Origin of the sequence: Allorhodopirellula heiligendammensis, from assembly GCF_007860105.1 — a bacterium.
GTDB lineage: Bacteria > Planctomycetota > Planctomycetia > Pirellulales > Pirellulaceae > Rhodopirellula > Rhodopirellula heiligendammensis.
In genome coordinates this window covers 1,387,165-1,405,669 of record NZ_SJPU01000001.1, presented here as the reverse complement: position 1 = coordinate 1,405,669, position 18,505 = coordinate 1,387,165, and the positions used below count along the sequence as shown (strand labels likewise).

Annotated in this window: 10 protein-coding genes; 4 read left to right on the top strand and 6 right to left on the bottom strand. The window is 56.3% G+C overall.

The features are described from left to right. The first annotated feature begins 146 nt into the window (after positions 1 to 146). Complete coding sequence (locus tag Poly21_RS05365) at positions 147 to 1,169, top strand: DUF502 domain-containing protein (protein ID WP_146405896.1); 1,023 nt, start codon at positions 147 to 149, stop codon at positions 1,167 to 1,169. Here Poly21_RS05365 and Poly21_RS05360 read toward each other — a convergent pair. From Poly21_RS05360 to Poly21_RS05335, 6 genes are all read right to left on the bottom strand, one after another. After that, positions 1,147 to 2,895 (bottom strand): sodium:solute symporter, encoded by a 1,749-nt coding sequence (locus Poly21_RS05360; RefSeq protein ID WP_302117658.1) that lies wholly within the window; start codon positions 2,893 to 2,895, stop codon positions 1,147 to 1,149. The two genes, Poly21_RS05365 and Poly21_RS05360, sit on opposite strands and share 23 nt — an antisense overlap. A gap of 94 nt (positions 2,896 to 2,989) precedes the next feature. Continuing rightward, positions 2,990 to 4,705, bottom strand: coding sequence for a TolC family protein (locus tag Poly21_RS05355; RefSeq protein ID WP_302117657.1), 1,716 nt, complete (start codon positions 4,703 to 4,705; stop codon positions 2,990 to 2,992). 101 nt (positions 4,706 to 4,806) lie between these two features. Beyond that, a complete protein-coding gene (locus tag Poly21_RS05350) occupies positions 4,807 to 6,159 on the bottom strand; it encodes an HlyD family secretion protein (protein WP_146405895.1) in 1,353 nt (450 codons plus the stop codon). Between the two features lie 35 nt (positions 6,160 to 6,194). Continuing rightward, entirely contained in the window at positions 6,195 to 8,297 is a 2,103-nt protein-coding gene (locus tag Poly21_RS05345) for an ATP-binding cassette domain-containing protein (RefSeq protein WP_302117656.1), read from the bottom strand. Positions 8,298 to 8,597: 300 nt separating this feature from the next. Beyond that, positions 8,598 to 10,319 carry a glucan biosynthesis protein gene (locus Poly21_RS05340; protein ID WP_146405893.1) on the bottom strand — a complete coding sequence of 574 codons (1,722 nt, stop codon included), beginning with the start codon at positions 10,317 to 10,319 and terminating at the stop codon, positions 8,598 to 8,600. A 123-nt stretch (positions 10,320 to 10,442) separates the two neighbouring features. Then, positions 10,443 to 11,804 (bottom strand): glucoamylase family protein, encoded by a 1,362-nt coding sequence (locus Poly21_RS05335; RefSeq protein ID WP_302117654.1) that lies wholly within the window; start codon positions 11,802 to 11,804, stop codon positions 10,443 to 10,445. Positions 11,805 to 12,603: 799 nt separating this feature from the next. Between Poly21_RS05335 and Poly21_RS05330 the strand changes: the two genes are divergently transcribed. The 3 genes from Poly21_RS05330 to Poly21_RS05320 all read left to right on the top strand — a co-directional run bounded on the left by Poly21_RS05330 (position 12,604) and on the right by Poly21_RS05320 (position 18,169). Further along, positions 12,604 to 12,867 carry a hypothetical protein gene (locus tag Poly21_RS05330; RefSeq protein WP_146405891.1) on the top strand — a complete coding sequence of 88 codons (264 nt, stop codon included), beginning with the start codon at positions 12,604 to 12,606 and terminating at the stop codon, positions 12,865 to 12,867. 152 nt (positions 12,868 to 13,019) lie between these two features. Beyond that, positions 13,020 to 15,104, top strand: a complete 2,085-nt coding sequence (gene mdoH / locus Poly21_RS05325; protein ID WP_146405890.1) for a glucans biosynthesis glucosyltransferase MdoH — start codon at positions 13,020 to 13,022, stop codon at positions 15,102 to 15,104. Between the two features lie 548 nt (positions 15,105 to 15,652). After that, the gene (locus Poly21_RS05320; protein WP_302117652.1) at positions 15,653 to 18,169 is read left to right on the top strand and encodes an arylsulfatase; all 2,517 of its coding nucleotides are present in this window, start codon (positions 15,653 to 15,655) and stop codon (positions 18,167 to 18,169) included. The last annotated feature ends 336 nt before the right edge of the window (positions 18,170 to 18,505 follow it).

Genomic DNA, 18,505 nt, shown 5'->3' with positions numbered 1-18,505 from the left:
GCTGCCAGTGGAAATCGCATGCTACAGTTTTCAAGGCGGCTCGAATCCTCGGGGGCTCGCGTTCCAAAGGATTTGCGTTCCAATCGTGAGCCGGATGATTCACACTTCTTTTCTTTTCGCCTCGCGTTCCTCGCCGGCCGACGATCATGACTGACCCACAGAACCCCGCATCTCATCACGAAAGCGCCGCCGATCCCTCGCTGAGTGATGCTGAGATCGAGATCGCTCCTGCGTCCGGGCATGGGGCGCGGCGGGCGGTACTGCGCGGTCTGGGGGTGGTACTGCCACCTCTTCTGACGATCGTCGTGCTGATTTGGGCATGGAGTGCGATTGAAAACCGGGTCCTGATCCCCGTCGAGGGGGGAATTCGCTACTTGATGGTGTTGGGATTTGCGGACATCCGGCATAGCGTTCCCAAGGACGCCGTCCTCGATACGAGCGAGGACGTCACGGGGGCGAAAAAACGCCCCGGATTTACCTATCAATCCGTCACCTATGTGCCGGGACCGACCGGGCGACATTACCTGCCCGCGTACGTGGTTCGCGAGGTCGACGACCATGCCGATGCCTTCGGTGCATCCTCACTGCCTCCCAAAACAGCCGCAGCCTATTGGGACCGCTACTATCAACTGCATTACATGCCACGCTGGATCGTGGTGCCTGTCTTCCTGATTTTGTTCATCTCGCTGCTGTACTTCTTGGGCCGCGCCTTCACCGGGGGTATCGGTCGATGGTTTGTAAGCACGTTTGATGCCACCATCTTGCGCATCCCGATCGTCAATAAAGTTTACGGTAGTGTGAAACAGATCACCGATTTTGCGTTTGATGATCGGCAGATTGAATTCAACCGGGTCGTCGCCATTCAGTACCCGCGCGAAGGCATCTGGTCACTCGGTTTTGTTACTGGCAACGGGATGCGTGAAATCTCAGAAGCCGCCGGTGAACCAATGCTGAGCGTGCTGATGCCGACCAGTCCGATGCCGATGACGGGGTTCACCGTGACAGTCCGCCGCAGCGAAGCAATCGATTTGGAGCTGACGATCGATGAAGCCATCCAATTCGTGGTCAGCTGTGGTGTCGTCGTCCCACCTCAGCAGCGGGTGGAGTCCACTCTCAAAGAGCTGCCGTCGAAGCCAGCATCGGGACTCAGTACGACAGCCAGAACGTGAAATAAAGATAGATTCCGAGTACCAGCCCCAAGATCGCAACGGTCATCACCACGTCGACTGGGGTCCAGCTTTCACGGATCTCGCGAACATCCGCTTCGCTTCGGGCCCCCCACGTCAAGCCTCGCACCCGTTCGGGATCGGGTGCTCGCGTGCAGAGCGTGGTGACTACGATGACGAGCAAACAAATCGCAAACAGCGCCGACGAGAAATAGAGGAAATTCGCATCTCCGATCCACGCCAACAAGGCGGGCGATGAGATCTTTCCAGCCCCACTGCCGTAGACTGCTTGGACGATCGTTTTGCCTAACCCGAGCGCAAATCCGAACGTCAGCCCCACTACCGCAGCGGGTGAATTCATCCGCGGCCATAACAGGCCCAGCACAAAAACCGCCGTGATTGGTGGTGCCAGATAGCCCTGTACCGATTGCAGGTACTCGTACAAACCGCCCCCGGAAATGCGGGCCATCACGGGGATCCAAGCCAATCCAGCAACAACGACGACAAGCGTCGCGATCCGACCCACGCGCACCAGATGTTGCTCGGAACGACCAGGGCGGAGTTTCTGATAGATGTCAATCGTGAACAAGGAGGCGGCGGAATTAAACAGGGATGATAGCGAACTCATCAACGCCGCCAACAATCCCGCTACAACCAGGCCGCGTAAACCAACCGGTAACAACGTAGTCACCAGCGTCGGAAATACTTTGTCACCATCCAGTCCCGTACCACCATCAATGAGGGTTTTCGTGGGGATTGCAATCAACCCTTTGCTATGCAGTGCCCAACCGATCAACCCAGGAATCAAAAAAATGAACACTGGCCATACTTTGAGCACGCCACCCCAGAGAGCGCCGCGACGGGCATTGCGAAGATTCTTCGCCGACAACGTACGCTGAACAATGTACTGGTCCGTACACCAATACCAAATTCCAACGATGGGAGACCCGATCAAAATCCCCAACCACGGGAAATCTGGGTCGTCGATCGGTCGCCACAGCGCAAACGCATCCGCGTTCGCCTTTGCCATTACCCGAAGTTCTTCCCAGCCGCCGAGTTGCTTCAAACCGATGAACGTAATGCAAATCGAACCGATCAACAGAATCAAGGCCTGCGCCGCGTCGGTGAACAGCACCGCCCGCAGGCCGCCGAACACAGTGTACAAGCCCGTCAACAGTACCGTTGCGATGGCACCTATCCAAAACGCGGCCGCGGGCGATCCGAAAGTGTCCGGCAACAATGCCGAGAACACGACGGCACCGGCGTACACCGTCACGGAGACTTTCGTGAACACGTAGGCCACCAACGACACCACCGAGAGGATCCATCTCGATGTCGGACCAAAGCGCAGTTCGAGAAATTCAGGTACCGTGTAGACGCCCGTGCGATAGTAGAACGGCACGAAGAACCAGGCCAACATGATCATGATCCAGGCATGCAATTCGTAGTGCGCCATTGCCAGTCCCGACACCGCACCCTGACCGGCCAAGCCAACGATATGCTCGGAGCCGATGTTCGATGCAAACAGCGACGTACCAATCACGAACCAGCCGACGTTTCGCCCTGCGAGAAAATAGTCGGCCGTGCTATTCTGGCGACGCGACGACCACGCCACCACACCCGCCATGATCAAGAAATAACCGGCGATCACGCCCCAATCGATCAAGGTCAGGTTGCTCGCTGCTGATAAAACAACAGGCAGCTCGATCAGCGCAAAATTATCAGACATAAAACGAAACGTCTTCGGTGTGGTGAAAACTGTCGCCGCTGGCGGGATTCGCCGTTACGCACACGGTGCAACGAAAATCCCTCGCCAGCCATGTTCAGGGGGTGTTCCGATGACGTTGCCAATCGGCGTCGAGCTGCTGGGCATCGGGCAGCGGCGGTTTCGCGAGATTCCCGGGCCCCGGAATATCGCTCTCAGGCAGCTCCGATATCATCATCGCTTGGTCCAAGGGATCGAGTGCCAGGGCGAGTTGCAAATCCGCCAAGGCTAAAAACCATTCACGCTGCGCATCGATCAGCCGGATCTCCGTTTCATTAAATTTGGTTTCCAGCATGTTTAAGTAAATCAAGTCAATCTTACCGCTGTTGAACGCGAACTGGTATCTCTGGAGTGTCTCCAGGGCCGCTTCCAACGCGATCTCCGTTTCCTTGACGATCTCAGTTGCCAACTGCAAACGGTTGGACTGCGTCTGCAGCTCGACGGCAATCTTATTGTGCGTCAGTCGAAGTTTGGCGTCGATTTGCCGTATTTTGGCAGAGGTTGATTGAATTTTCCCGCGTGCCTTCCGACGCTGAATGGGCACCTCGCTGTGAAAACCGATCACCAACTCGAACTCACCTTTATCGTTTGCATAGGTCGCTGGTTCACCCATGTCCTGCGACGCTTCCGAAATGAAATCAAAATTTGGCAGAAGATCATTGTGGGCTAGTTGTCGGTCCAACTGAGTGCTGCGTATTTCTAAGTGCAGCAACTCGGGTTCTGGACGGCGAGTGATCGCGGCGGCTAACTCTGCCGACAAATCCAGCGGTGGTTGAGGACTGATGGTGGGAAATTGTTCGGGTAGCCATTGCCGATCGGGTGTCATCGGCTGGCCGGTTTCATCACGCAGATACAGCCCTAACTTGAACGCGACGGCCCGGAACTTCTGCTCCGCCTTCAACAACGAGGCCCTACGTTCGGCGATCAACTGCTCATTCAAAATCAGATCGATCTCAGCGAACTTGCCCGCCGCGACGCCGACTTGGTACTGCTCTCCGCGTTTCACGGCGAGGTCTAACAGCTCCTGCTGAGCTTGCAAGATTGCACCGGCGGACACCCATTGCCAGTAGACATCGATGGCTTCCCCGGAGGTCGCCAGGATGGTTTGACGGACACGCGGCATCGCAGCCTGCTGCTGCAGCGATGCTTGGAACACAGCAACTCGCTCCGCATCGATGGCGCGGCCTCGCAACAGGGGCTGGACGGCTCCAATTTTGAATTCGCCTGCATCGTCTGTCTGGCGTTCCTTGTACCAGGGCTGAAAGTACCCACGACCGATCCGGTAGCCAGCCGAAAGATAGCCGCCCCACCACGTCCGGCGCGCAACGCCCAAGCCGTTGCGATAGTTCCGGTAAAAACCCGTGGGCTCACTCAGCGAATCAGCCTCGAACTTTGTATCGTAGTACCCATAACTGGACATCAGATCGCCGCCTGCGATGGCTTGCAATTCTCTGGCCTGCTGGATCTCCGGATAGGAGTGGTACAAACTGGCAATGACGTCGGCGAGCATCAGTGATTCGCCCGCCTCGTCCTGCTGGTCGATACGCTCAAGTGGGTCGAGGTCAATCGTGTCTGAATCGATCATTCCCGCTTGAACGTTCGGGCCTGCAACTTCCTTGGCAACCACTTCTTCTTGGACGGTAGCAAGAAACGAGGCGAAGGATCGCGTGTCCTCGGACGTCGAACCTGCCCTCGGAGCCGCATGCGCAGCGGCCGGGTTCTGAACGGCCGTATTCTGTGCGGACGATGGGGAGGCGACAGCTATGACTGTCACGAGGACGGCAGCCGTGCGAACGCCTGCGTTGCCGAACATTTTCGCCGTGCTGCACTGCAGCGGATTTTTCCGAGGATGTGCGCGCAGCGGCAAGAAGGTCCCTATATTTTGGGCAATTTGACCTTCGCCGGTTTTTCTGGTTTGGAGTTCCCCGGCTCGTCGGGTGCGACGACGGGTGGAAATCCATTCAATTGACGCCATATCTCGTAGCCTAAGGGCACTCGCTTTAATAAAACCCAGCCGTTTGCACGTACTCCCTGACGTAAGTATCGGTCGTCCGGCCAACCTTCCTCCCGTTCAAAATGGTCATCTGGCGTCACGACCACACGAAAATATCCGGTGCCATCATCAGTTGGGAGAACTCGGTTGACTTTACCGCCAAATGTGCCGATGGCGACCGACGGCCAGCCCACGAATTGCACCGCTGGCCAACCGTCAAACCGCAGGCGAACGGGATCGCCCACGTGAATTAGCGGGATGTCCATCCCCCGGATTTTCAACTCCACGGCCAACTGGTCAGCGTCTGGCACGATCACGAACAATTGGTCCCCTTGCTTGATCGTGTCGCTGCCCTCAACGCCGAACCACTGTTGGATATAGCCGGAGCGGGGCGCACGAATTTCCAGCCGGTCCATCTGCCCCCGCGAATTGCGGAGATCCAGAATGTCCTTCTCGATCCTGTTGATCCTCTGCATCTCCTCCAGAACCTTTTGGTTCGCGGTCCTGTTCTTAATGTCAATCTCCTGCCGTTTCGCTTCAATTTCCTCCTCTTTGGACAGCAAGGTCGCATACGCTTCGTCCACTGCGTTTTCGGCCTTCAGGACCTTGGCGGACTGGCTTTCGACGGCCCGACGTTTGGAGAACAGCTCCTCACGCGAGATCAAACCTTGCTCGGACACCCGCTCGGCGATTTGCAGCTGATTGCGTTTATCCTCCAGGTCAGCCTGTAGCGAAGTGACCTCGTTCTTGGACTGCTCCCACTTTTGGCGGGCTGCCTGATACTCTTGCTTCAGAGACTCCGCCATGCTGCGACCGCTGCTCTCCTGCAGGGCCGCGGATTGCTTGGTGACCTCGAGGCTGGCCAGTGCGGAAGCCTCCATCGACTCCATGGCGACGATCTGCGTATCCAATTGGTCAACTGCATTGACGGCAAACGGGGTCAAGCGGAGCAACAGTTCAGACTTTTCGACATAGCTTCCCTCCCGCAACCCCGGCTTCACATAGCTTACAACGCCCATCGAAGGACTCAGCAAAGGCTGTGGACGCTGCTGCGGATCGAGGGCCACTACCGTCCCGACGCCCCGAGCGGTCTGTCGCCAGGGAACGAACACCATGGCCACTGTGGAGATGACCAAGGCAGCAAACGCGAGCTTGCCGATCATTCGTACGATCCTACCGGTGCGCACCATCTGGAGCGTAGGAAACTCGTCATTGGACTCGGGCGTATCGATCATGGCTCAAAACGATCTTGAAGAACAGTCAAATAAATCTACTTGCGGACAGCGATTCTGCTTTCGCACCACTCTGCAATATCCTCGCGCTGGGTCACCACAATCAGTGTCCAAGGACACTCCTCTGCGGTGATGTTTTTCCAAACGTCGCGGCGTCCACTGTCACCAAGTCCATCAAGCAATCCGTCAATGATCAACAACCGGGGATGCGCCGCCATCGCACGCGCGATCATTAACCGAGATTGTTGAGCGAATGAAAACGGTCGACCATCGGACAATAGCCTCGTTTGCAGACCGCCCTTGAGTTGCAGCAGCACTTGGCCCAGTCCCGCTTGGCGAAGGACTTCACGGACACGAGTATGGTCAATCCCGCTGCGTCCCAGGTCAGTATTCTCTCGGAGCGTTCCATTGAATATCGAGGGTTCGCCCGCGTAAGCGGCGATTTCGCCCGGTGATCCGATGGCGGCTTCAAATGCGTCGTAACCAGCGACTTGAATCATGCCGGCGCTGGGCGTGGTCAACCCGCCCAGAGCCCGCGCCAGTCGTGACTGCCCGCTAGGATCATCGCCCACAATGGCAACACGCGAACCAGACGCTATCGTGGCCGCTGCTACCCGCGATCGTCCCGTCGGCGAATCGAAAACCAACTCCGACCAGGAGACATTTGCCGGCCCTGCTGGGATCGCACCGATTTCCACGCGTGGATCAGGCGGAATGTCCACCAGGTGCCCTACCTTGTCGATCCCTGCCATCAAATCATAGAAAATCTCTAAAGACTTTCCGGCTTTGGCAAACGCCCCGACCACAACGGTAACCACCAACTCACTAGCGACGAGCTGGCCGAGCGTCAGCTGACCGTCAATCACCAACCAACCACCTAAACTAAGCAGGGCGGTAGAAGCCACGACCTGGAGCCCAACGGCAAAAATCACCTGCCGAATCACAACGCCGAACTGACGACTGCGAGCGTTGAGGTAATCGACCGATAATTGATTGGCTCGCTGAATCGCCAAATGCTCGCCGCCCCCGACCTTGAACGCACTCGGCATGGCAATCACGTCTTGTAACCAATGCGCGACCCGATACTTGCAGATCGATTCGTCAATCGCCGTTCGCACCCCACCACGTCCGAGAACCCAAGTGACGGAAATCATCGACAGCACTAACACAATATCAAAACCCAACAAGAATGGGTGGTAGAATGCCAACAACAGCAATCCGATGATACTCGTCAACACGATCGTCACGCCGTCGAGCAACAACACCGACGTCGCTTTCTGAATGGTGACAATATCGAATACCCGATTGGCCAACTCGCGGGGATATTGGTCTGCAAAAGCGTTCTGGTCGGCACGTGGAAATCGATGTGCGAGATCGTTGACGATGCGAACGAATTGGCGGCGCTGAATAATTTCAACGACCCAGGTTTGCAGAATCTTTAGAACTCCGGCAATTCCCAAGCAGACCAGCAGCATACTCGCCAGCACCAGTAGCGGTTGGAAATAAACCCCCCAACTGACGACGTTTACCAAGCTTTCGACGATCAGAGGTGTTGCCAATCCCAACACGCCGGCGACGCCCGCAAAGAGTGTGACCAACTCGATGTCACGGCGGTCCAGATGGAGCAGCGAGAGCAGTCGCCGCAGTGGCTTGGGATGCGAGTGACCATGGTCGTGACCATCCCGATCCGCGGATGCCGAAAGCGACTCGCACTCAAACTCTTTCTTAGCGATCATCATTCGCAACCGCGACAAGTCTCCCAATAACTTCGATAATTGGGAGGTGCTGAGCGTACGGTATTCGAGATGATCACCGATGACCGCGCAGTCGATCTTGCCCGCATGCGGTCCTTGCAAAATCACTAAACTGTCGTTGGGCAAACTGAATACAAGGGGGATGCCTTGGCGGACCGTCGTAACAATGTCGCCGATGGCAGGCGTCGGGCTCGCCACCAGGCCAATCCCTGCTTTCTGACTGCCCGCGATCAGTGGTTCCAACGGATCCATATCCGAACCGTCTGATGCCCTCAACGATGCCTGATCAAAACGCTGTTTCAGGGTAACCGCCAGCACGGAGATGGCCTTCTCCATCGATTCGATCGACGGTCGCCCACCGGCGGGAAATTCAGAATTGGGTTGCACGCCATCGCTCATTGGCCGTTTGCTTCGCTCATACCAAATCGAAAGTCTGGACACCTATCGCGCTGGGGATCGTCTCCTCTGAACCAAGCCAACAGCGTGGGCGAATCGGTCAGACAGATCAAAATCAGCGAAACATGGCCCCGAAAAATACTCGTCGCAGCCGCGAAGCAAAAATACTATCGTGGTCTTACTTGAAATTGAAATCCGTGGAACTGCCGCGGCGCGACCAACACGGTACTGTTTCAGAAACCTGACGTCCAGCCATATGCGGAGTCAAACCACGAGGCTGCCGGTGGGACATTATTCCTGGCGAGTGTATACCGCTGGATACACAAATTTTGGTTGCTCGTGAGGACACAGATACTCGAATGACTCCGTTAGCGATACTCCTGTCGAGTCATTCAATCTGAATGCAACCTGCACGGGAGCATCCTCGGTGGGCACGAGGCGAACCTCCACCAGATAACCGCTGCCGTTGGTTAACACGACGACGTCATCGACTTCGCCCCGTACCGTGCTAATCTCGGGAACGACGCGCCCTGGATCAACTCGCCCCCACCCTCCTAAGGGGGCTTGACCACCGCTCTCAACGACGTCCTGGTCGTCATCCCCAACGGACTCCTCGTGGGGTTGAAAATGGATCTTCAGCGTGATCGCTTCATCATCCCGACTGACCTCAAACGATTCGCAGGTTGCCAGAAGATCCCCGTTATCGCACGTCGGTTGCACCCGTTCCGCTAGCGTGGTCGTACTACCGAAGAAAAAAACATCATATCTCAACTCCAACGGTTGATCGACATCGATCTCCGCGTCGGCAACAAAGTACGCACCGATGTTATCGATACCCTCATGCGCCCCGGGGATCTCCATGAGTTCGATTCGCCCGCTACCGAAACTCTCGATCGGCTCGACCCACACGCTCGGTCGCTCGTCGTACCTCGCACCGGTGTCGCCGTAGTGATCAAAGTTGCGGTCTCTCTGCAACAATCCAAAACCCGACAACTTTTCTACACGGGTGGCAGTAACCGACGGATAGGGAAGTCGCGCGAAGGCACGCCATGTCCAATTCTCATCGGCGTGAATCAGCAACCCATCGGCATCGTGGCATGACGGGCGTTTGTCCAGCGGAGGAGGCGCCAGTCCGTCGCCCCATATCCACATGCTTGTCAGAGGCGCGATGGCGAGTTTGCCGGGGAGCTCGCGAAAATAGAGCGTGGCGGTGACCCGCATTTTCGATACCGTCATCGAAGGGTCAAAATCAAACTGGTAGGCGCCCGTTAAGCTCGGACTGTCCAGCAGCGCCAGAACGCGGAGCTGACGGTCGCCTGGGGCCGGCTCATAAACCCAGAACGCGCGAAAATCGGGAAACTCCTCATCCCGATTCATTCCCACATCAACCGCCAAGCCTCTCGCCGATGTGCCATAGACGGTTTGCCCCGTGCGAGCGCGGAAGTAACTCGATCCGATGAACGTCAACATCTCCTGACCAAAACCACCTTCTTCGAACCTCCCGACGGCTTTGAAGCCCGCAAATCCGATCGGTTCTCTGATATTCACTCCCGCAGCGGCCCCCTCAAAGTCGAATAGCTCTCGGTCATAAGGGATTTGCCTCGTTCGAAGTTCATTCTTCGTGGCGTTGCCCTCGATGACATTCACATCCACGCGATCTCGCTGGACGAAACCTCGATGGAAGAACTCCAACCAAAATGGATGATCGCCGTCGCTCCACAACGCGCGTCCGTTGCGAAACCGGATATCACGGTACTGTTCGTAACTTAGCTCGGCGAGCGCCGGTATGAGCGGCGGTTCGGGGACGTAGGTTGTCGTCGCCAAATGCTGCGCGAACAACTGCAAATCGTCGAAGTCAGAGACCTGCGATGCCGTGGGGACGGCGTTCTCACGGGCTGCCCGCTCCTCGGCAAGATCGACCGCCTTTTCATCTGCTTGGACGGCTCCGGAGCACGGCAGCAAGCACCAGAGAGTCACGCCGATGGCGTGCAAAATAGGGCGTAGAGCACTCATTGAACTGCGAATGTTGGTTGGAAGGATCTCGAAACGCCCGCCATCCTAAGCATTTTCAGTGCCGATCTGCAGCAATGCGTCCCCGGTTTGTTTGCCAAGCACGCAGGTCGAACCGTGAACACCTTAGACTGGAGTGAATCCCGCCCGTTCCAAGGCCGATTGGGCGACGGGATGCTTCATGAACGCGCTCCACACGCCACCGCTACGAAGATTTTCAGCCATCAACAACGAAATCCCTGTATCAATGCCGATCACGTCGGGGCCGGACCAACCCGTCGCGGGATTGAAGGCGTTAGCAAACCCGTAGCGACCATAGATTTCGCTACCAAACTGTGCTTGCTGGTACTTTAATGTCGAGATCGCCTGCTCGGGCACGATTGCCAGTCCGCCCGCTGCGGCACTCGGGACCACCGTCCCATCGATCCCGCGGTCTGGTTCGCTACGATCATCTTCATAAGGTCCCCCCCAGTCTCGGTACCCCGTCGCGGAGTCGCTGCTAGTGATTCCCCATAGCGATCTGCCGTAATGCCCAAACTCCGCTGGGTAGCGGCGTGATAACCTTTCCAAAAAGTCGATCTGAGCTAGGTGTGCGGTCACCGAATTATGCCAGTAGCTTCTACCGCTGGGGCTTTTCATACCGCGGAAATCGAAGAACGCCATCGGATACTGATGCACGAACAACGGCGGATAAGAAAGAAACGATTGTCCGTTAAAGGTGAGCATCTTGTCACGTCGCCATGCTTGCCATGCGACGGGATCGATCGCATGCTGCGGCGCCCCGATGGCTAACAGTACTAAAATTGTTAACTCACTAAAACGATCCCAACGATACGGCAGCATACCCTGCTCGGGTGACCATCCCATCGACAACAAGTTGCTCTCGTCCAGCATCGACTGCCAATTGGTACGAGACATCAACTCTCGACACAGACTCGCGATTTCGGCGTCCCCACCGAAAATCGTCTCCGAGCACATCACCCCCGCCAACATCAAGGCGGTGTCGACGGTGGATGCCTCGCAATTCATTCGTCGACCGCCATCACTGCGACCAATGAAGTGATATAAGAATCCGTTATGGTGCTCAGCCAACTCGAGCAGCGAACGTAGCAGCGTCCGTGAACGCTCACGGGCCCGATCGAAAGTATCAAGTCCTGACGAAGGAGCAATTGCGTAGGCCGCTAAGCCGAATCCACATGCCGCAGAACTTGCATACTCACTGAATCCTCGGCCGTCGTTTCGTCCGCGATCGCTAATCAGTCCCGTCGCTGGGTCCGCCGCTTCGCAAAAATAGCGATAACAATGCGTACGCAAATCCGTTAGGAATGCGTCTTCAGGTTCGGATCGTTCAGCGTGAGTCCTCCTGGACATCGTGTTGTCTGAATCGGTGCTGGGCATCAAATGGCGACTACTGTCGTTGGCGGAAATTCCAGTCAGCATGGGCACGGATACAGCCACCGCACCAGAAAGAAAGCGACGGCGCGTCATTGCGCTGGTTCGAAGCATCATTGCAGAATCGACGGATATAGACGTTAAACATACTGAGGAGAGGCCCCTCGGATACTACTTCAGGGGTAGCAAAGACACCTCAATATAGCATACTGAGGACAATCTTGCACCACTAATTCATCAAATTGCCCGGCCGCTGTCGGTTGAAATGACAGCCATCATCGACGGGCGGTGGATTCCGTTGCCAGCGCTGCCCGAATCCTGACCCATACGCCAGGGAGGGACGAACTGGCCGACTTCGCTGGCCCGTCGAATTCGTAGATCACCAGGCGGTTACCGGCCTGACGTGGACTCGATCGACGCTCTGAATGGTCCCGAGCCTACTGAATTGCTCATCTCGAATGGGACCCGCCAGCGCGCGTGCCGCTTAACTTTCCGGCACCCATCGCCAATTCAATGCGCAACTCGCGTCGATTTCTGGCGGGGCTATCCGTTTAGCGACCACAACGGCACCGATGAATGCTCACCGTTCGCTGCTGAACACTGAGACCGCGCTCTGCACTGTATTTTGCGAGAAATTCATCCGCGGACGATTTCCACCTCGTGATTCGCGCAAGGTGAGATTGACCAGCACTAAAAAGCGAAGGTTGGATTTTAAGGGTGGCGCCAAGCAACAAGTCTGCTGTGGCGGGGGACCGCAACGCAGTTCTGGCACGTCGTTTGATACAGCTTGACTGTGAAGTGAGTCAGTGACCCGGATTCATCGGATCCTTGCCGCGACTTGCCCTACTCCTCTTCTTGCTACTCAGCTTTTCTCTCAGCATACAGGAACATATCCATGTTCATGACCGACAATCATCCGGTGGCGTTCCAACCAATCGCACTGGACACCTACTCCAACAACACCGTCAACCGTCAGCATTTGCGAAGTGTGCCCACGATCGTGCGTCGTAAGATGCATCGCGCTGAGCCAATTGAAATGATTAAGGTCCTGCGATGGCAATGGTGGACAAAACCTTTAATTGATGGCGGACAAACGCTGTACCGAATCTTGACATTGCCAATCGGTCAGTCGTCAAACCAGCGACTTCGCGATCGGTGATCTCGGTGGGTCGACGCACTGCGCTCGTTTCCACCGGGTAGGTCTCGTCGCGGTGATTCCTCGCCGCGGTGCCGCTGCCGCTGTTCTATGCCGCTTGTTCTATGCCGCGGCGACGTCACGGCACCCTTTTCACCTCTATTTCTCTGTCCGCTATGAATCATCGCGTCTCGGGTGATCCCGCCCGCTCAGCAATGCTCCTTCGTTACCTTGTCCTGTCAACGACAGTGTTGTTGAGCACCCTCGGTTGCATCGCTTGCTACCAAATCGTTGTGGCCGACGGGGGTACCAATCCGATGGAGACGGTGAGTCTTGCCCTGTTTGCAATATTATTCACGTGGATTTCGTTTTCATGCAGCTTGGGAACCTTCGGTTTTCTCTACCAGCTCCCTCCCATGCGGCGCTGGCGAAGTGGCGGCGAGCGGGACGGGATTCTGCCGGAAGAACCATCGTCCGCACCGGATGTTCCTGAGAGCACCGCTGAGCCAACTCGTACTGCAATCTTGGTGCCGGTGTACAACGAGTCTCCGACGCGAGTGTTTGCGGCCGTGGCCGCGATGCGGGAGCAGTTGCAGGATGCGTCGTTCTCCACTGGGGAGATTTCTAAATTTGATTTCTTCGTACTCTCTGACACCACCGATCCCGATGTTTGGCTGGAGGAAGAATGGTGTTGGTCGGAGATTTTGAAACTCCACGAGCTTCGCAATTCTGCGGCGGATCCCGCCTCCGATGAGATTGGTATTTTCTACCGGCACCGTTCCCGCAATGATGCCCGTAAAGCAGGCAATATCGCTGAGTTCTGCGAAAACTGGGGCAGCCACTATGAGTTCATGATTGTCCTGGATGCTGATAGTTTGATGACCGCCGAGACCATGATTGAAATGGCTCGTAGAATGCAAATGGATCGCCAATTGGGAATTTTGCAGGTGCCGCCCGTTCCCGTCGGCCGTCGCTCACTCTTTGCGCGGATGCAGCAGTTTGCTGCGGCCGTGTATGGATCCACGTTTGCCGAAGGGTTTGACCGTTTCGCTGGCGATCAAGGTAACTATTGGGGTCACAACGCGATTCTGCGGATTGCCCCGTTCATGCGACATTGCCAACTGCCGATCCTGCAGGGTGCCGCTCCCCTCGGCGGGGAAATATTGAGTCACGATTTCGTGGAAGCGGCGTTAATGGTTCGGGCAGGTTTCAAGGTCAGACTTGCCAATGATCTGGGCGGCAGTTACGAGGAGTGCCCAACAACCATTTTGGATTTCGTCAAGCGGGACCAACGCTGGTGCCAGGGGAACCTGCAGCACTGGCGGATCTTGCTCGCCGATCGAATTCATCCTCTCTCACGAATGCACTTCTTCAGCGGCATCTTGTCGTATGTCGCCGCTCCGCTGTGGCTGATGTTCATGACCGCGTGTTTGGCCGCGGCGGTATGGAATCAGAGCACGGGAAGTTGGTCGTCGGGCGATCGATCTACACCCATCGCGGTGGGCTTATTCATCGCCTCGATGACGCTACTCCTGCTTCCCAAGGTGCTGGCGATCATCGCAGTACTGCTGCAGCGACCGCTCCGCGAGCGACTCGGCGGTGGACTCCGCATTGTCGGCAGCGCGATCGTGGAGACCTTAATATCAACTGTCTTCGCACCTCTGATCGCGGTGTACCATTCGCGATTTGTCATTTCAATTCTGGCGGGACAGACCGTCAAATGGAATGCCCAACAGCGTGGTGAGACCGCCGTCACATGGTCCGAAGCAACCGCTCAAATGTGGAAGCTGACACTCGCAGGATTGATCCTGCTGATTGGCTTGGCAGCCTGGCAACCTCTGTGGTTAGTTTGGTTCGCACCGGTGATCTTGGGTTGGTTGCTTTCGATCCCGCTGACCGTTGCAATGGGAAGTCGTCGGGTTGGACAACTATTCGCGAATGGGGGTTTGCTTCAAATTGCCGCCGAGCGGCATCCCGAACCGATTCTCTCGCGTCATCAATATTGGATCGATGAGCTCGACCAGGCGCGTGGAGAATTTGCGACAGAGAGCTGGTTCGATCGACTGCTGCGCGACCCTGATTTTCGCAATCAACACGTCGAGATTCTGTTGGCGGCCGCCAGTCAATTGCCGGTGCAGGAACACGAACCCGAATGGGCGCAGCGGTGGTTACCGATCGAGCGAGCCGCGGACATTCCAAACGCAGCCAGACGGCGACTGCTGTGCGACGATGGTTGGTTGAAAGCAATACCTGCAAAGTAACCCGGAAGGTCAGGTTTTTAAGACCACTCAACAGGCTCGTCCGACGGACGAGTGCGGCGGAGGTTCTAACGGCTCACTTCAGTGTCCAACGATTTGTTTCCGCGATTCGACAAGTGCCTACGTTCTGGTGGTAGCCGCAGGCAGATTTAGGAACCGAATGGTGCGGCGATGCAACATGTTCTGCAGGGGCCCATCATGGCAAGGGATTCTTCCCAATATCTCGGCTCCACAGTCCTCTGGATTCGTTCTGCTCCAAAGAATGGCTGCCGGGCGACTGCGAACTGCTGAAATAAAGTGCATTGGACGAGGTGAGTACCGGCGATCTGGCATGCAGGCAATGAAGACGGTCAACCCGGATACACTGTATCATGGAGGCTACGCCAGCGGCGTGGACAGCACCGCCCGGAACTGGTTCCCGCCCGGCGTCACCAAAGTTGACTCAGCAGGCATTCACATTCGTTCGACATAACAGACGGTGGCCCGTGGTGGATCTGCGACAGACCACAACGTTAAATGAAACACCGCTGCCCACACAAAGGTTTCTGACCATGAATATCAATCGACACATCCTGCTCAACGGGATCGTCGTGTTCACCATGATCGTGTTGGCGCCATTCGCGAGGGCGCAGAGCGAAACCACCGGTACGCTTGGCTCGCCGAGTGCCACCACCACGATCCCAGGAAACCAAATCCCCGCCCCCGACCCCAAATTCGGTGGAACCATTCAGAAGAACGCGACGCAGTCCAAAGCCTGGTGGGCGCCGCGTGTGGTGCCGCCCAAGGAATCGCCCAACGTGCTGCTGATCATGACCGACGATGTTGGCTTCGGCGCCCCGAGCACCTTCGGCGGTGTCATTCCCACGCCCGCCCTCGATCGCGTTGCTAATAGCGGGCTGCGATATACGAATTTCAATTCCACTTCGCTCTGCTCGCCCACGCGCGCGGCCTTGATCACCGGACGGAACCATCATTCGGTGGGCTTCGGGGTGATTTCCGAACAATCGACAGGCTTTCCTGGCTACAACAGCATCATTCCCAAGGACAAAGCCACGATTGGCCAGACGCTACTGGACAATGGATTTGCCACAAGTTGGTTTGGTAAAAACCACAACACGCCGACATTCACCGCGAGCCAAGTCGGCCCTTTCGACCAGTGGCCGATTGGCATGGGATTTGAATATTTCTACGGATTCGTCGGAGGTGACACGAGTCAGTGGCAGCCCAATTTATATCGCAACACCACGCCGATTTATCCCTACGTGGGCAACCCTAACTGGAACCTGACCACTGCCCAAGCCGACGATGCGATCGCTTGGATGAACCGTATCGACCAGATTGATCCTACCAAGCCGTTCTTCTGCTATTACGTCCCGGGAGGCACGCACGCCCCACATCATGCGACGCCGGAGTGGATAAAGAAGATCGAAGACATGCACTTGTTCGATGAGGGTTGGAATGAACTGCGTCAAACGATCTACGCCAACCAGAAGAAACTTGGCGTGATTCCCCAGGACGCGAAGTTGACGCCTTGGCCGGATGACTTGTTGAAGCAGTGGGAAGACCTCACTGCTGACGAAAAGAAGCTGTTCATCCGCCAAGTGAATGTCTATGCCGCCTATCTCGCCTACACTGATCATGAGATCGGACGCGTGATTCAAGCGGTCGAGGACATCGGCAGACTTGACAACACGATCATCGTTTACATCAGTGGTGATAACGGCGGCAGCGTCGAGGGCACGCTCGTAGGAACACCCAATGAAGTCGCCTCGTTCAATGGCGTCGAAGTTCCCGTCGACGTGCAGTTGGACAAGTTCTACGACGTGTGGGGCAGCGACGAAACATACAACCACATGGCAGTGCCATGGTCGTGGGCGTTGGATACGCCGTTCAAGTGGTCGAAGCAAATTGCGTCGCACTTCGGCGGCATCCGGCAGGGGATGTGCGTCTCGTGGCCGGGACACATCGACGACGAGGGGGGCGTCCGAGATCAGTTTCATCATGTGATCGACGTCGTGCCGACCATCTTGGAAGTTTGCGGTATCCCTGCGCCGCAAGAGGTCAATGGGATTCCCCAAGCACCGATGGAAGGGGTCAGCTTTGCATATACTTTCGCGAAGGAGAACGCAGACTCGCCTTCGACTCATAAAACGCAATACTTCGAGATGATGGGCGATCACGCCATCTATCACGAAGGCTGGATCGCCAGCACCAAGGTCATCCGTCCGCCGTGGCAAATCGTCGGCCCGGTCAATCAGAATCCCTACGGAAACGTGACGTGGGAATTATACGACCTCAACAACGACTGGACACAGTTCCATGACGTTGCCGCTGAAAACCCCGCCAAGCTTGCCGAGATGAAAAAGCTCTTCTTGCAGCAGGCAGAAAAGTATCAAGTTCTACCGCTCGACGCTTCAGTGGCGACTCGGCTGGTCTCACCGCGACCAAACATCACCGCTGGACGTACCGAGTTTGTCTACAGGGTACCGATGACGGGTGTCCCCCAAGGAGACTCTCCGTTGATCTTGAACACGTCGTACACCATCACCGCGGAGGTCGAGATCCCCGACGGTGGTGCTGAAGGAATCCTGTTGACCTCAGGCGGACGATTCGGCGGCTACGGATTTTACCTGCTCAAAGGCAAACCCGTATTTCTGTGGAATTTGGTGGACCTCGATCGTCAACGCTGGGAAGGCCACGAGGAGATTGCGCCTGGCAAACATACTATTGAGTTCGATTTCCAATACGATGGCTTGGGCGACGGTACGCTGGCGTTCAATAGTATGAGCGGGATCGGCCGCAGCGGTACGGGCATCCTCAAAGTCGACGGTCGAGAAGTCGCCACACAAAAAATGGAGAAGACAATTCCGCTGATCTTGCAGTGGGACGAGACTTTCGACATCGCAAGCGATACTGGAACGCCCGTTGACGACACGGATTACCAAATCCCGTTCGAATTTACCGGCACGTTGAACAAGCTGACGCTCAAAATGGATCGCCCGGAACTGTCACCAGACGACATCAAAAAACTCGAAGCGGCGACGCGAAACAATCGGGCGAGCGAGTAGCTACCCCTGGGAACGCGAGTATTCGTAGGAGTAGACTCATTCGCCAACGATGACGAACAGTCCCGAGCGGGACGGCAACACTCTGACGACAACGAAACAGGCTGTTGATTGAGTGAGCCGAGACGCGCAAGCAATCGGGCTCGCCAGATGCTCAGAGCCTCACGGCCCTCGACTCACCGTGGCGTCACCCAAGTCGATTATACCAACAGCCCAGAAAGTCCCCGGTATAGTTTGTCAAACACCAGCGCGGCCCTACCGGGGCGGCAGCAAGGCGTTCCCTCAACCTTCGGAATTGGATTAATGAACAAAAATGTGTTTGTGCAACTTGGCGTGTTC

Excerpts from the sequence above, each read along its gene's own strand:
- Poly21_RS05365 (WP_146405896.1), top strand. The coding sequence starts at position 147 with ATGACTGACCCACAGAACCCCGCATCTCATCACGAAAGCGCCGCCGAT.
- Poly21_RS05360 (WP_302117658.1), bottom strand. The coding sequence starts at position 2,895 with ATGTCTGATAATTTTGCGCTGATCGAGCTGCCTGTTGTTTTATCAGCA.
- Poly21_RS05350 (WP_146405895.1), bottom strand. The coding sequence starts at position 6,159 with ATGATCGATACGCCCGAGTCCAATGACGAGTTTCCTACGCTCCAGATG.
- Poly21_RS05340 (WP_146405893.1), bottom strand. The coding sequence starts at position 10,319 with ATGAGTGCTCTACGCCCTATTTTGCACGCCATCGGCGTGACTCTCTGG.
- Poly21_RS05335 (WP_302117654.1), bottom strand. The coding sequence starts at position 11,804 with ATGACGCGCCGTCGCTTTCTTTCTGGTGCGGTGGCTGTATCCGTGCCC.
- Poly21_RS05330 (WP_146405891.1), top strand. The coding sequence starts at position 12,604 with ATGTTCATGACCGACAATCATCCGGTGGCGTTCCAACCAATCGCACTG.
- mdoH (WP_146405890.1), top strand. The coding sequence starts at position 13,020 with ATGAATCATCGCGTCTCGGGTGATCCCGCCCGCTCAGCAATGCTCCTT.
- Poly21_RS05320 (WP_302117652.1), top strand. The coding sequence starts at position 15,653 with ATGAATATCAATCGACACATCCTGCTCAACGGGATCGTCGTGTTCACC.